The 13,768-nt window shown below is 41.1% G+C and carries 17 protein-coding genes, 2 tRNA genes and 1 other RNA gene; 7 read left to right on the forward strand and 13 right to left on the reverse strand.

From position 1 onward, the window contains the following. Positions 1-19: 19 nt before the first annotated feature. The 3 genes from H6795_02480 to rplT are packed head-to-tail and all read left to right on the forward strand — an operon-like array spanning position 20 to position 1,066. Positions 20-547, forward strand: a complete 528-nt coding sequence (locus H6795_02480; GenBank protein ID MCB9817383.1) for a translation initiation factor IF-3 — start codon at positions 20-22, stop codon at positions 545-547. Further along, the gene (rpmI, locus tag H6795_02485; protein ID MCB9817384.1) at positions 525-719 is read left to right on the forward strand and encodes a 50S ribosomal protein L35; all 195 of its coding nucleotides are present in this window, start codon (positions 525-527) and stop codon (positions 717-719) included. Before H6795_02480 ends, rpmI begins: the two co-directional genes overlap by 23 nt. A gap of 2 nt (positions 720-721) precedes the next feature. Then, positions 722-1,066 carry a 50S ribosomal protein L20 gene (rplT, locus tag H6795_02490; protein MCB9817385.1) on the forward strand — a complete coding sequence of 115 codons (345 nt, stop codon included), beginning with the start codon at positions 722-724 and terminating at the stop codon, positions 1,064-1,066. A gap of 60 nt (positions 1,067-1,126) precedes the next feature. Here rplT and rnpB read toward each other — a convergent pair. The 4 genes from rnpB to H6795_02510 all read right to left on the reverse strand — a co-directional run bounded on the left by rnpB (position 1,127) and on the right by H6795_02510 (position 3,671). Next, positions 1,127-1,488: RNase P RNA component class A (rnpB, locus tag H6795_02495), an RNA gene on the reverse strand. Between the two features lie 21 nt (positions 1,489-1,509). Then, positions 1,510-2,310, reverse strand: coding sequence for a reverse transcriptase-like protein (locus H6795_02500; GenBank protein ID MCB9817386.1), 801 nt, complete (start codon positions 2,308-2,310; stop codon positions 1,510-1,512). 201 nt (positions 2,311-2,511) lie between these two features. Beyond that, positions 2,512-2,587 (reverse strand) — tRNA-Pro (locus H6795_02505). 469 nt (positions 2,588-3,056) lie between these two features. Beyond that, complete coding sequence (locus H6795_02510) at positions 3,057-3,671, reverse strand: site-2 protease family protein (protein MCB9817387.1); 615 nt, start codon at positions 3,669-3,671, stop codon at positions 3,057-3,059. Between the two features lie 92 nt (positions 3,672-3,763). Between H6795_02510 and H6795_02515 the strand changes: the two genes are divergently transcribed. Further along, on the forward strand, positions 3,764-3,952 hold the full coding sequence (locus H6795_02515) for a 50S ribosomal protein L28 (GenBank protein MCB9817388.1): 189 nt from the start codon (positions 3,764-3,766) through the stop codon (positions 3,950-3,952). Positions 3,953-3,987: 35 nt separating this feature from the next. On the opposite strand, the gene H6795_02520 is transcribed toward H6795_02515, so the two are convergent. The 7 genes from H6795_02520 to thrS are packed head-to-tail and all read right to left on the reverse strand — an operon-like array spanning position 3,988 to position 10,288. Further along, entirely contained in the window at positions 3,988-4,602 is a 615-nt protein-coding gene (locus H6795_02520) for an MBL fold metallo-hydrolase (protein MCB9817389.1), read from the reverse strand. A 17-nt stretch (positions 4,603-4,619) separates the two neighbouring features. Beyond that, on the reverse strand, positions 4,620-5,270 hold the full coding sequence (locus tag H6795_02525; protein ID MCB9817390.1) for a transcriptional regulator: 651 nt from the start codon (positions 5,268-5,270) through the stop codon (positions 4,620-4,622). 43 nt (positions 5,271-5,313) lie between these two features. Further along, positions 5,314-6,024 (reverse strand): glutamine amidotransferase, encoded by a 711-nt coding sequence (locus tag H6795_02530; GenBank protein MCB9817391.1) that lies wholly within the window; start codon positions 6,022-6,024, stop codon positions 5,314-5,316. Next, positions 6,021-7,274, reverse strand: coding sequence for a DUF1727 domain-containing protein (locus H6795_02535; GenBank protein MCB9817392.1), 1,254 nt, complete (start codon positions 7,272-7,274; stop codon positions 6,021-6,023). The genes H6795_02530 and H6795_02535 overlap by 4 nt, the downstream gene beginning before the upstream one ends. 3 nt (positions 7,275-7,277) lie before the next feature. Continuing rightward, positions 7,278-8,135: a tRNA (adenosine(37)-N6)-dimethylallyltransferase MiaA gene (miaA, locus tag H6795_02540; protein ID MCB9817393.1), complete on the reverse strand. Its 858-nt coding sequence runs from the start codon at positions 8,133-8,135 to the stop codon at positions 7,278-7,280. After that, positions 8,135-8,437, reverse strand: coding sequence for an MGMT family protein (locus H6795_02545; GenBank protein MCB9817394.1), 303 nt, complete (start codon positions 8,435-8,437; stop codon positions 8,135-8,137). The genes miaA and H6795_02545 overlap by 1 nt, the downstream gene beginning before the upstream one ends. Before the next feature lie 6 nt (positions 8,438-8,443). Further along, complete coding sequence (gene thrS / locus H6795_02550) at positions 8,444-10,288, reverse strand: threonine--tRNA ligase (GenBank protein ID MCB9817395.1); 1,845 nt, start codon at positions 10,286-10,288, stop codon at positions 8,444-8,446. Positions 10,289-10,728: 440 nt separating this feature from the next. Between thrS and H6795_02555 the strand changes: the two genes are divergently transcribed. The 3 genes from H6795_02555 (at position 10,729) to H6795_02565 (ending at position 11,716) form a co-directional block, all read left to right on the forward strand. After that, positions 10,729-10,805, forward strand: a tRNA-Val gene (locus tag H6795_02555). Between the two features lie 202 nt (positions 10,806-11,007). Further along, the gene (locus tag H6795_02560; protein MCB9817396.1) at positions 11,008-11,154 is read left to right on the forward strand and encodes a hypothetical protein; all 147 of its coding nucleotides are present in this window, start codon (positions 11,008-11,010) and stop codon (positions 11,152-11,154) included. Positions 11,155-11,272: 118 nt separating this feature from the next. Then, on the forward strand, positions 11,273-11,716 hold the full coding sequence (locus H6795_02565) for a hypothetical protein (protein ID MCB9817397.1): 444 nt from the start codon (positions 11,273-11,275) through the stop codon (positions 11,714-11,716). Positions 11,717-11,733: 17 nt separating this feature from the next. On the opposite strand, the gene H6795_02570 is transcribed toward H6795_02565, so the two are convergent. Further along, on the reverse strand, positions 11,734-13,344 hold the full coding sequence (locus tag H6795_02570; GenBank protein ID MCB9817398.1) for a glycosyltransferase family 2 protein: 1,611 nt from the start codon (positions 13,342-13,344) through the stop codon (positions 11,734-11,736). Then, positions 13,344-13,694 carry a hypothetical protein gene (locus tag H6795_02575; GenBank protein MCB9817399.1) on the reverse strand — a complete coding sequence of 117 codons (351 nt, stop codon included), beginning with the start codon at positions 13,692-13,694 and terminating at the stop codon, positions 13,344-13,346. The genes H6795_02570 and H6795_02575 overlap by 1 nt, the downstream gene beginning before the upstream one ends. Between the last annotated feature and the right edge of the window lie 74 nt (positions 13,695-13,768).

Genomic DNA, 13,768 nt, shown 5'->3' on the forward strand with positions numbered 1-13,768 from the left:
TGAAAAAGGAGAAGATTACATTAACAAGCACACCCGTCTCAACGAGGCAATAAGAGCGACCGAATTACGAGTTATAGATGAAGATGGAAACCAATTAGGGGTACTGTCTAAACAAGAGGCTCTTCGGGCAGCTCAGGCAGCAGAACTAGATTTGGTAGAGATTTCCCCCGGTGCGACACCACCAGTTGCAAAAATAATAGATTGGGGTAAATACAATTATCAAAAGACGAAACAGCTGCAAAAAAGTAGGAAGAACGCCAAAGCGGGCGATCTAAAACAAATGCGCTTTGGGCTTAAAATTAGCGATCACGATATTGCTGTTAAGCTTAAGAAAGTTGTTTCTTTTCTAGAAGATGGAGACAAAGTACGCATTAGTGTCATCTTTCGTGGTCGCGAGCTGGCTCACAAAGAAATTGGGTATGCGTTAATGGATAAAATTATTAACATTATTGGTGAAATTGCAGTTGTTGATCAACCACCTCAATTCGCTGGTAGACAAATTAGTGCAGTCATAAGGAGTAGTCATGCCAAAGTTAAAAAGCCATAGTGGAACAAAGAGTCGGGTAAAAATTACCAAAACTGGTAAAGTGATGTCCCGGAAGAGCTTTGGGAACCACTTCTTAGAGAAGAAATCAGCATCTCGGAAGCGAACCTACGCCGGTATGCGCGAAATGACAGGTAAAACTCGTACAAATATTAAGCGAAAATTAGGAGTCTAACAATGAGAGTTAAACGAGGCGCAACCTCACATAAAAAGCATCTTAAGGTACGTGCCGCCACAAAAGGCATGACGCACTCGCGACGTCGTAGCTACCGCATGGGCAAACAGGGTGTTATAAAAGCCATGCAGTATTCGTACCGTGATAGGCGTAACAAAAAACGTACGTTCCGTACGTTATGGAATGCGCGAATCAATGCAGCAGCAAGACTCAATAACACTACCTACAGCGCGTTTATTAGTTCTTTAAAAAAGACTAACATAACATTAGACAGAAAAATCTTATCAGAGCTTGCTGTAAACGAACCTACGGCATTTGCAGATATAGTGAAAAAAGCATCTAAGTAATTAACCATACTGAGGCCTAGCTTTCACCTAAAAAACCCATCACAAATGATGGGTTTTTGTGTAGCCAGATTGCCTATAAGCCGGGTTCTGTGATACGTCGATCATCTATCTAGGAATCGTATTGCTACGAATCTCAAGCGGGTTGACTTGGGTATAGCGGGCCACTAGCTTAAAAAGCACTACCCAATCCTTGCAGCCAACAGGGTTTACCCTCCTACTATGTCACCATAGTAAGCTGTGGGCTCTTACCCCACTCATTTCACCCTTACCTAGTATGCATTGCTGTCATAGTTAGGCGGTATCGTTTCTGTGGCACTTTCCCTAAGATTACTCTTGGTTGCCGTTAGCAACTGTTGTGCCCTATACTGCCCGGACTTTCCTCCCGCATTTTTTTGAATGCAGGCGACCGACCGGCAATCTAGCTACATCTATTATAGTACATCTTACTTACTATTCGCGAACGCATCCAAGGCTTCGTTCACCATTGCATCAGCCTCTTTATTGTATTCACGTGGTATGTAAGTAAATGACACTCTATCGAAAGAATGTTCACACAATTGCTTAATTGCTTGATGTATTGGCCACAACTCCCTGTTTTTAATTTTGTATATTCCGTTCATTTGATTTGCTACTAACTGACTATCTAAGAATACAGATACCGTACCATTGGTATATTGCGCACACGCCGCTAACCCAGCACGCACAGCTTGGTATTCTGCTTGATTATTCGTTGTGAGACCAATGTACTTAGAGCCCGATTCTAGTAGCTCATCATTAATATCTTTTACAACATACCCAAGAGCCGAAGGGCCAGGGTTACCACGAGAACCACCATCAGTATACAGCTTTACCTCTGTTATTTTTGTTGCTTTTGTTACATCGTTTACACTATTATTTTGTGCTGCTATAAAGCTAAATTGGACTATCTTGATGGGTGTATCTTGTGTAACAAGGGGCCCATACTGTTCGCGAAAGTTATCTATGATATCTTGTTTGCTCCTAATTGTTGTGTCTATTTTATAATCTTTTTCTGTAATATCGCGTATGCATTTTTCCGTAACGCTCTGTATAGTACCGTTACCAATAGCATGCCATGTACCTTCATCGTCTGGATCTACTTTTTCAATAAATTGTATTTCATCGCCAACCGAAAGATGCTTTTCATCGAATATCTTCCAAACTATACGACGTGTACCGGCTAGCACTTGTTGTGCAAATGTATGATCGAGTTTAATTGTTTTCATTACGTAAGCATTATCTCACATAAACAGTATGGCTTAAAGGATTAGTAGTACGTAATAGTCACATCAAGTGATTATGACTCATCGTTCTTAAGATGTTTGGGGTGACAGGACTTGAACTTACGGCTACTGCCGTAAGGCTGCGTCGTTAATATGTAGGTCGCAGGTTCAAAGCCTGTCAGCTAATCAATACTAATTATTTTCTGGTCGGGGTGACAGGACTTGAACCTGCGACCTCACGGCCCCCAGCCGTACGCGCTACCAACTGCGCCACACCCCGATAATCGATATTATTATAGCATTAACTCTGGGCCGTGAGCCTCACGGTCACCTTTGGCGACCCCGTCGCAACATCATTCAAAACAAGTTTTGATTGAGTTGGCTCCCTTGCAACCCACCACCGGCGGGTTTCACCCCAGCCGTACGGTCACAACGGTCACAATCTTACTTGCAAGCTATGCATGCAAATTTGTTGCGACCCCACCTCAGCTTGGTCGCATTTGCGATCCAGGCTTCCGGTCTTGCGAATTGCCACAGGCAATTCTCACTACCAACTGCGCCACACCCCGATACGTACCAAAAACCCTGTCATCCGTTTGGATTCCTGCTGGAAAACCAAGTGGGTGTCCTCATTCTATACCCACGGGTATAGAGAATATTAGACTCCCCTAAACATTATATTCAGAAATCAATGCTTGATGACAGGGCTACTACTAGTATACGTCAGATATAGTATTCTCGCTACGTATTTACAGTGTGATAAGTGTAGTATAAAGCCCCTCGTACATCGTTTGGAGAAATGGACCAAAAAACGGCATACCAACAAGAATCAGCGCCAGAATTATCAAGAATCCTACTTGCTCTAATTGATTCATAACTCGTTGCAATGGTTCTGGTGCAAATGCATACAAAACCCTAGAACCATCAAGCGGAGGTATCGGAAGCATATTAAATAAGAAGAACCCTATATTAATTTGTATAAAATAGCTCCACCATAGCTCCCAAAGACCTCCACTAATATGAGAAAACGAAAATATTACCCCGCCTATTACAGCCAAGCATAAGTTTACAAGTGGACCAGACACAGCAACGAGCGCCATACCAAATTCTTCTCCTTTTAGGCGATGCGCTTGCACAGGAACTGGTTTGGCGGCGCCAAAAATCGGTTGCTGCAAAATCGCCAACAGTAAAGGCAGTGCGAGGGTAAAAAATGGATGAATATGAACCGCTGGGTTGAGCGTAAGTCGCCCTTCATCTTCTGCAGTACTATCGCCTAAATATTTTGCGACATAGCCATGAGTGACTTCGTGTAGTATAACTGATATTGCTATTGCAAGTATGGCGACAATGATAATTGTAAGCATATGTATTAGTATAACAAATCTCACCCCTTGACTTCTTGAGATAAAATACGTACAATAAACAGTTGAAGTTTTGTTAATTAAAGGTAATAACTATGCAAGTATGTGACATCACCGGCAAAGGTAAGCAATACGGAAATAATGTAAGTTTTTCGCTGAGACATACTAAAAAAGTATGGAAACCAAACTTGCAATCTAAAACGGTAGTTGTAGATGGCAAGAAGGTTAAGCTAAAAATTAGTACGCAAGCCATGCGTACACTCAAGAAAAAAGGACTGCTGTAAACCGCAGTCCTTTTTCTTTGTCTTACGAAATTACCTTATTGCTTGTTGAGAATAACAAGTTGTGTCTTTTCTGGAAACATGGCGTCTTTGAGCTTTAAGACGTCTAACGTCTCTGTATCAGATGCTCCGTACGTCTTCAAGAATTCTTCAAGAGGAGCCTGCGGCATTTCATACGTAACACTACTGTCTTCGTAATGTGTGGGAATAACAATTTTTGGTTCTATTTCTTTAATCAGCTTTGTTGCCTCGACAGCATCTAGTGTATAACCGTGCCCACCAACAGGGATAATGAGAACGTCTACAACTCCAAGTTTTTCTAACTTAGCCTCATCTAGCTGAGCCTCAGTATGTCCTATAATTGCCACAGAAAATCCATCTATGTGTAACGAATAAATAACGCTCTGTTTATCAGGATCATGGTGTAAGGTAGAGGCAATACCTGTCACCGCCACTTCACTTACTTCATATTCGCCAGGTGATTGAATCTCAAAAACAGCTCCTTCACCATAAGATAGTGCTTTATTTGTTTGAATGGCAATGTCTTTGGCAGTCGTTATATATGCACCTTTGTCCTTGGTGTCATCTACTATAATTGAGGCTTTTTTCGTTGTTAGCTTTACGCAGTTCGCACCAAAATAACGTATTTCCATATCACATGCTCCTTTTTTTATTGTAAATAATTATCTCTATCTAAATGTACGATTTTCTTCGCTACTAAGATATTTGCTAAAAATCTATCATTTACTTGTTTGCGATACATGTATTCTTCTGGTGTAAACACGCAGTATCTAAGTTCTTTTTTTTCTGACTTTTCTAGTTCGGTAATGGCGTGCTCTAAGTTAGGAATATTCATATCACCAATAACTATAATATCTGCATCGGCGGTTTCATCACGCGTGAACTGACCCGTAAAAACGAGTAAGCGCACATTACCTGCACGAACAATATTTTGAATGGTAGCATCTGCAAACGTATCAATTTGTTCTACAATCGGTTCACTGGCAACTTCGCTTTTTGATTCGTCGGTCTCTGGTTGCTTCTTTTTACTACGCTTGGTTTTTGGCTTGCCTCCAAACATTTCTGACAAAGAGTCATAATGTTCAAATTTCTGGTTTACTTCATAATATAGTTTATTGTTCGCCGTATCTGAACTAATTATGCCAATACTAAGTAGATTGGCTAATTCTCTACGTACAGAGTTGATTTGTTCGTCAATCTTACGTGTTATTTCCCTCACATAAAAAGAACGGTTTGGGTTTTGGTAAAATAATCCCAGTAACTTCACACGTGTCTTTGAGCCAAACAATTGTTCTATCATAATCATATTGTATCAATAGACGGTACAAAACAACAGACCCGAACTATCTAGGGCGACGTAAAGCGACATGCTTGGCGGCTTCTGCTATAGAATCATCTAGTGACGAGAGCTTGTGAACACCAATGTTCTGGACAGCTTTTTCTAATAAAGCATCAGCAAATTGTGGTGCTTTTGCCAAGAGCGGGCCATGTAAATAAGAACCGTATACATTGTTTTGTTGCGCACCTTCAGTCGTGTCTTCTCCGTTATTGCCCTGTCCTATTTTTGTTACACCAAGTTGTTTGATACCTTCAGCTAAATACGTCTTGCCGCTATGATTTTCGTAGCCAACTAATGTGCCCCAATGAGATTTTGTGCTAATGTTGCCGATGATTCGCTTATTACCTGCATCAGTGTAGGCATCAAGTATGCCAAGCCCAGGTATAACGACACCCTCGGTAGTTTTAAAATAATGTCCAAACATCTGATACATGCCACATATCATTAGCATCACAACACCATCATCCCTCATGCGTAAAAGTGTTTTTTGTTTCTTCTTCATATCTGCAGCTATAGCAGATTGTCCAGCGTCTTGCCCGCCACCGCCAATAATAATATGACTATCTACTGGTAGCGTATCGCCTACATTAATGTGCATAACTTTGCTTGGAATGCCTCGCCACTGTAGCCTCTTGTGTAGTATGGCTACGTTGCCGTTATCGCCATATATGTTCATTTCTTTCGCATACAAATGAACAATATTGATTGTTTTCATACTTTTTCTACCTCTGTTATGGTTGAGAGTAAGCTCCGTAATTTTAGCATTGCTGTGTACGTCGCATATACATGCAGCGTACCTTCATCGGGAACTTTGAGAATAGCTTGCTTTAACGCAGTATTAAGATTTTGCTCATAATCCTCTACTGGTATTTCGTCATACTGCAATCGTAGCGCCATATCAGCTGCACGCATGCCAGCAGTACTTATACTCTTACCTTGTAGTGCTGAAAAATCTACATCCCACAACCATGATACGTCTCTACCGTCTGGATAATCATCATTGATGGCTACCATCGTATGATCATCCTTCACTGTTGTAGCCCCGATAAGTGCGTGTCTAAATCCACCAGGATTTTTTACAAGTTGCAAGATTATTCGTTTTTCACCAATATATATACGTTCACCCCTACCGAATGCGGGTGTCACGTTCGTAATATTATGTACTATATCAGAAGGATGTAATCCAAGTGCCAAGCTGGTGGCAATAACCGCACAAGCGTTTTGTGCGTTATATGTACCGTACAGCGACAATCTAATGTCATACTTAACCTCTTCGATTTTAACGACAATTTTGTCATCATTCACCCCTAATAGTTCTACTGTGGCGTTAGTGTTAGTGTTACTTATATCACCATGTAATTCGTCATCATTTCTATAAATTGCCCGTAAGTCATGGGACACACCAAAAAACATACTCTGAGACTTTGTTTGATTTCGCATTGCATAGACACGACTATCGTCTCGGTTTAAAATCACGACATCTGTAGTTTTACTTACTACGTTTTGTAAGAGCCGAGCTGTGTGATCTATCTCGCCAAAACGATCCATTTGATCGCGCATAACATTTAATATTACACTCATCCGTGGTGAAATATGTTCAACAAACTTTGATGCATACGCTTCGTCGAGCTCTATAATTGCTATGTCCTGCCGCAGCCTACCACCCCATGAAGCATCGGCAATAATCGCCGCCACGACGCCTCTCGTAAAATTGCTGCCTGTTGGGTTTGTGAGCACTTTTTTACCAGTGCCTTTTAGGACTGCAGATAACATTTTTGTTGTGGTAGTTTTACCATTGGTGCCACTAATAACGACAACCCCTTCTGGTAACGTCTGCAACATTTTAGACAAAAAGTTAGGATATATTTTTTCTACTACGAGTCCAGGCAAGGCTGCACCTCTTTTATTGAGTAGCCTAAGACCAAGCAGAACACTCTTACCAATCCATAAACTAATTAATCGCATACTTTACAGTGTACCTTGCTTATGGTTCATGAACCACTCTAATGCTTCTTGAGGGCTGGTGAACCAAGTAATATCTGGGTTACGTTTAAACCACGTTAATTGTCGCTTGGCTAGCTTTTTGTCATACGTAATGATTGATTGAAGAGTAGCGTCTATGGATTGTTCGCCCCTTAAGTAAGGCTGGACAGTACGATACACTCCTCCCAATAAAGCTGGTGACGTATTATATGTTTTATACATGTGACTAACTTCTTCTAGCACCCCTTCTTGTATCATTTGATGGGCCCTTTGCTCTATATTACCAAGCAATACGTCTTTTTCTGGGGCAATACCAATAATCATTGTGTCTTTAGGCAAAGCTTTTTTAGTGGGAGTAGGTCTATTAGCTCGTTCTAGTGCAAGCGTTAAGTGGCGTTTGTTTTTACTATTTACTGGTAGTGCGATGTTCCTCTTTATAATTTCTTGCTGTAACTGTGTAACACTCCATGACTGATAGGTTTTTCGTACGTCAGGATTTGGGGCCACAAACGAGTAATCATATATAAAGCCGTCAATAAACAATCCACTTCCACCGACTGTTATTGGTATCTTGCTACTGTGTCGTATTGTATGCTCTGCCTGCTTTGCAGCTATAACAAAATCGGCTACAGTAAATGGTTCGTTTGGATACACTAAATCTATACAGTGATGCTTCACCAAAGCTTGATCTTGCGCTGTAGGTTTAGCAGTTCCGATATCCATACCTTTATATACTGTTCGCGAATCTGCGCAGATTATTTCTCCGTTCAAGAGTGTAGCTAATCGTAACGATAAAGCTGTTTTACCACTCGCTGTTGGTCCAACAATCACAATGTGATGCATTACAGTTGATATTCTTTCATGATGACTTTATCGTTTGAAAACCGCACTCCCTCTGCAATAAGTAGCTGCTTTTGTTGAGTTGGACCACCTGGTACATACCCATGTGCCAATCTACCGTCAGCGTATACCAAGCGATGCCAAGGCAAAAGAGGATCGCCAAAATGCGCAATTTGGCCCACCACCCGAGCAGCCCCTGGGTGACCACACCAAACAGCAAGTTGGCTATACGAAATAACAGAGCCTGCTGGTACTTTGGCTATTTCTGCATACACAGCTTTTGTAAAATCACTCCTCGGTTGCATGGTTCGCTATAATGTCGTTTTAGTGGTTCGTGTTTTTGCTTCGTTGGCTACTGTTTTTAAGAAATTATCAATTTTTATCGGATGCTCCAGCTGTACTTCTATGTCATTACGAATACGCGGTGTTGTTTCACCACTTTCGACTTCTTTTTCACCAATAACAATTGTGTATGGTATCTTCATCTTTTCAGCATTACGTATCTTTTTTCCTACGGAGTCATTTGCATTATCTACACTGGTGCGTAAACCAAGCTGTTTTGCTTTTTCATGAGCTTTCTCTGCCACTTGTACTACCGGAGTTGTTTGATTAACCGTTATAAAACGAACCTGTTCTGGGGCCAGCCAAACTGGAAATCTGCCAGCATAGTGCTCTATAAGGAGCATAATAAACCGCTCAAACGAACCGAGAATTGCACGATGTATCATTACTGGGATAGCGTCTTTGCCATCTTCATTAACATACGTTAGCCCAAAGCGTTTGGGCATAGCAAAGTCTAGCTGAATGGTCGCGAGCTGCGTTTCACGGCCTAGCGCATCTTTAAACATAAAGTCTAGTTTAGGACCATATATTGCAGCTTCTCCTTCCATTTTTTTAGCACCTAATCCATGGATGTCTGATACCTCTTGTAACATTTGCTCTGCAACTTCCCAGTCCGCTGTATCCCCAATGTACGCATCTGGGTTAGCATAATCCCTAACCGAAAGTGACACCCAATGATTACCCCACAACCCAAGAGATTCATAAAAATCACGGATGATTTCAACGATGATAGAAGCTTCTTCCTTGATTTGATCAGCACGACAAAATGTGTGTCCATCATCTACCGTAAAACCTCTTGTTCTTTGAAGCCCGCCGAGCTGGCCTGGCTTTTCGTCCCGATATTGCATAGTCTGCTCAACGTAGCGCAGTGGCAAATCTCTGTAGCTTCTAGGGTGTCCAGCGTATATCTGGGTATGGTGCGGACAGTTTACAGGCTTTAAAACAAAATCTTGTTCATAATGACTCTTTACATGAAATAATTCACCGCTAAATTTCTGAGCATGCCCAGATGTTTCATATAGTTCTATCTTAGCAATATGCGGTATAGACACTTGCCTCATACCATATTGTCTACCGATTTCATTTAAAGCATTTCGCAATTCTTCAATTAATACGGCCCCGTTAGGAGTATACAAGGGTAAACCAGGGCCAACGAGATCTGAAAAGGTAAACAAATCTAACTCTTGGCCGAGTTTGCGATGATCTCGTTTTTTCGCTTCTTCAAGCATTTGTAAATATTCGTCTAGTTCTTGTTTTGACCCAAATGCTACCCCATAGAGGCGCTGCATCTGAGGATTATTCTCTTTCCCCCTCCAATACGCGCCCGCTACACGCATCAGTTTAAAAGCACCAATGTCCTTCGTGCTCTCTACGTGTGGACCTCGGCACAAATCTGTAAAACTACCACTAGTGTAAAAAGATACTGTTTCTACTTTGCTCGTACCTTGTGATGGCAAGCCGAGTTCTTCTGTGTCTATGTCTTTTGCACTTGTCGTGCCAGACCGCTTAAGATCATTCAATAACTCTACCTTGTATGGTTGGTCTGATTGCTCCGCCCACACAATAGCATCTTGAATAGATTTTTCTGTTTTGACAAATGAAACGTTGCTCTTGATAATCTCTTTCATTTTCTTTTCTATTTTTGAAAAATCATCTTCAGAAATTGTCGTATTGCCTAAATCGATATCATAATAAAAACCATTTTCTATTACTGGTCCGACGCCAAATTTAGCATGAGGCCAAAGCTGTCCTACGGCGTCTGCCATTATGTGTGCCAAACTATGGCGCATTGCGTGTAGTTTTTGATCAGTCATGTCGTAAAATCCTTACCTTTTCACTTGCCTTCTTGTATATTGTACTCCATAACTAACACCTCTGTACTAAAAAAGCGATGTTATCTTACCTCGCAGCAACCTTTTAAAGGTTATAAGACAACATCGCTAGCGATGAATAGATGTGTACCCATCGTAGCCGATCGTTCGGCGTCAACACACCTGATAAAACTTCACCTGTACGTAGTAGTATATACAGGCTAGCCTTTTTTTACTAGTATCATTTTGTTAGCTTATCCACAGATGTGGATACTTGCGTGCCGAGAGGTGTTATTGTTATACTCACAAGTGTTATGTGCAACCTATTGTGCGCACATAACAATGAGTGTGGTACTTACGCCAAAAGTGTTTAAGCGATACCAGTATCGTTTTAAGTAATGCACTTGGTTAACAATTAGATGCCTTGTACCATTCGCTTAGTTGGGTCCTTAGCTCAGTTGGCTAGAGCGCTTCCTTGACGTGGAAGAGGTCAGAGGTTCGAATCCTCTAGGACCCACCATATAATTACATCTTAAAAAAATAGTGCGCAGTTACGGTCTTGAAACATTTTTTACGTACTTATACCTATACACAAGCAGCCATCAAGGCTGTTTTTTATACCTACTCTTATATATTGTTTTATATCATATATGTTTAAGTTTTTAGATAATAGTAAATTACTCGTTGTATATGTATTGACATAAGTATACCACCCTGCTATAATGGTTACGTTAAACGAGGCGTTTAGCTTGAGTAACAATTCACCGTTAGAAAGCTTTCAGCTATTCTACGAAGAACTGCACTCATCTAAGGTGTTCATCAACAGAATTCGACGATCACGTCGTATGGCCACACAAAACACCAATTAGATTCAGTTCGAAACCAAGCTTAATACCCCAGTCACATGACTGGGGTATTATTTATATCCCCACATTTATAGGCACTTATCCACTAGCGTTTTTAACAGCATAATGTCAATATAATGACATGGTTTGTATATATTGTGGTCATAAAACTATTGTTGCTAACTCGCGCTATAAGAAAAAAAACGCTGTTGTCTGGCGAAGACGGTTATGCACTCATTGCGGCGCTATAACGACTACATTTGAGGAATACGACTATTCTACTGCCTTGGTGGTAAAGAAACGCTCAGGAGCGCTCCAGGCGTTCCAGAAGGATAAACTACTCCTAAGTATTGCAAAGGCCACCGAACATCGCCAAGGGAGCACGCAAGCTGCCAGTGAGTTAACAACTACTATCATTTCGCGTATCTTAAAACAAAAACCTATACAAACTACAATTTTAAGCAAAGATATATCATCTGTAGCTAGTTTAGTTCTAAAACACTACGATGCAGCAAGCGCTGTAAAATACTTGTCATTTCAGGCTCCGACTAATTTATCTAGAGATATACGCAAGATGCTTCAGTAACCTACGATTTTGCGTGATTACTTCTTAATAGCCTTTGTGGTGACATCAAATTTGCCAAGGTATTTACCAAACATCAGCCTTGTTTGAGAATACAGCGCTGCAAAACTACTGTAGATAATCGTAGTTAGCGGTAAGAGAACCCATTGTAATAACATTGGTATCCAGTGGTGAGCCTTATAACGTGGTGGTTTAGGTGGTAGTAACCTAATGCTAAGGTAAATACTTAGAAAGAGCCCTGCCATAGCTATACGTTGGATATAACTAGCGATGACAGGCAGTTGGTTCGCAATATAACTATCGCCTGCCTCTGGTGCAATATACAGTGGTACAAACGCTCCTAACAGCAGTAGCAGGGGCGCAGTTGCCCACGAAAGGTGCCCTTCTATTAATCTGGCGGTTTTAAATAACAAGTCTACTTTAGGGACGGAATTTTTTCTTCTCCAGCCAGCGTTAAGTACATACGCTATGTCTGAAGCACCCCAGGCCCATCGGCGAATTTGTATAAACTGTGCTTTGAGTGTTTTGCGATACGTAACATCTAGCACGGCATCTTGATATATAGGCACCAGCATAGGGTGAACCTCGTGCTGGCCGTTATAGGCAAAGTATGTTCGCCAGAATTGATGGCCGTCCTCTACAATCGTACGTGTACTCCAAAAATCTGTGTCTTGTAGTGTCTTTAGCGTCTGCGAATGTGATGCAAAGTTGCGAATCATGTGTGGCCGTAGCCCTAAAACAATATTCCAAAATGAATTACCAGTTGCGATAACACGCATTGGCGCAGGCACATCCCATATATTGTTCGTAAAAATAGATATAGGTTGGAACGATGCGTGAATGGGGTCTGGACACGCTAAATAGGCATATGAAACTGCGGCAAAATATTGATGATGTGGCCTATTATCAGAATCTAATGTCGTAACGATCACATTGCGAGCCGGAATGTTTTGTTGTTTAAAGTAATCATCTACTCTGCGCCCAGCATACGTGATATTGCCACCCTTACCGATAACCTCATGAGGAATATCTTTTGGATGCACGACCATTTCTAAATGTTTGAACAGTTTTTTATGTTTTACAACTAGCGCTTGCATATTTTTACGCACTTCTGCTCCACCACGCTCTTCTACTGCAAGTATTACCACCATTTTATCTAGAGGAAAATTGCTACTCGCCACACTTAAGATTGTTGGTTCTACGACTTCTGGCGATTCGTTATAAACAGCGATAATCACTGCTTGGTATAGTTCACTCAGCCGAGCACGATCACCTTTTCGAGCCTGATGACGTATCATATTGCGATAGTGCCACTGCGGTGAAATTCCCTCTGGATACCGTAAGAATGCTGGTTCAGGATTATCGAGCTCTTGGGCATGGCTATACCAATCTAGAGACGTACTCTGCTGAAGTTTCTTGTAACCCTGCGCCATACGAACATTCATAAAAAATGTTTTAAAGAACCACATTAACAAATAAGCGACGATAAAATACGCAGCCAGTATCGGTGCAATAAAACTCAATACAAATGGTAACGATAAAGTCAGCCACGTCAGCACACCAGGTACCATTTCAAATAACCGATATATCTTACCGCGCTCAGAGACTAAAGGAATCTCTATGTTTTTCATTAGCGTAGGTTATAAATTGCGTTACTCACCACAAACAACATAACAAGCACAATAAGCGTTAGTGATAACAACAAGACGCTCATGAGCCTTTTTTGAGTAAAGAATTTAGCGCTTAGTATAATAGCAACGGCTGCAAAAAATACTGATGCAATCGCAAAACTGTACAATTCCGAGGTATCTGCTCTGCTATACCCTGTTAATAATTCGGCTGCTTGGTACCTTACAATGGCAACGGACTTGCTCGTATCTATACGTATGACCGAGGCAATGACGTTTAATAACGCAGTTGCAACAATAGCTATATTTAAAAATAAGATTGGTCTATCTTGAAAGTATTTTTTTGTGAACATCAGTACTATTATACATTACATCCATAGGTACACAGAGAACAAAAAGAGTGCTCGTTTATTGATAGTGTACTGTT

This window comes from Candidatus Nomurabacteria bacterium (genome assembly GCA_020631975.1).
Classification (GTDB): domain Bacteria; phylum Patescibacteriota; class Saccharimonadia; order Saccharimonadales; family CAIOMD01; genus JACKGO01.